Origin of the sequence: Halobacillus sp. BBL2006 (genome assembly GCF_000786645.1) — a bacterium.
Classification (GTDB): Bacteria; Bacillota; Bacilli; order Bacillales; family Halobacillaceae; genus Halobacillus.
On record NZ_JRNX01000960.1, the window covers coordinates 1 to 885 of the forward strand.

Annotated in this window: 1 protein-coding gene; it reads left to right on the plus strand. The window is 38.6% G+C overall.

Annotation, left to right across the window (positions count from 1 at the left end):
• Nucleotides 1–550: 550 nt before the first annotated feature.
• On the plus strand, nucleotides 551–885 hold a 335-nt coding region (locus LD39_RS21400; protein ID WP_035553849.1), incomplete at its 3' end, for an ABC transporter transmembrane domain-containing protein.

An 885-nucleotide genomic window follows, 5' to 3' on the forward strand; every position in this document is an offset into this window, starting at 1 on the left:
CTCAGCGCCCGCCCACGGAAAGCGAGTGATTTCCCGGCCCTCCTTTTTCTATCCAAGACAACGGAAATAGGGAGAAGTCTCGAAACTGAGTCTTCAACAATCGGGAGCTTTACTGGCATAGGATGATTTATCTACAATTAACAGAGCCAAGTTAGGAAAATAAAAATTTGCAGTTGATTTAATTTTTTGAAAATTATATAATATATAATCATTGATACAAGGAGGTCACGACGATGAAAAAGCAACGTTCTATCCAAACGACAACTTCATATCGATCGTGGCAGATCCTCGCTTAAGAAAAGTATATCCATCTAATTTTATAGGGTGAAGTAGGCCACGGTATGTACACGTGTCCTTTTTTTGTATGTTGAGCATACGTCATGGACGTATGCTCTTTTTTGTTGTTCAGCAAGGAAGCCTTGCTTGACATAAATAAAATTTCTAGGAGGTACTTATGAAATGATTAACAATTGGATCAGTAAAGAATGGAACGAAGATTGGAAAGAAAGCGGTTAGTCAGGAACGTTAAGTTGGAAAGGGTGAAAAGTGTATGTTTAGTGTTTTATTCAAGTTAAGTTGGTTTTTTAAAAAGTATTGGAAGCGTTACACATTTGCCGTTATTGCTCTTATCATTGCCAGCGTGATAGACCTTATCCCGCCGAAGATCATTGGGATGGCGATTGACGAGATTCAGTTCAATTCGTTGACTTCAGAAAAGTTGATGGAAGTAATGCTGATTTATGGTGGCGTCATTTTGGCAAGTTATTCGATCTCCTATTTATGGGATTATACATTGTTTAGTGGAGCCATGATTATGGAGAGGACGATGCGCTCCAGGTTGATGAATCATTTCTTGAAAATGACACCGACGTTTTTCGGCAAAAA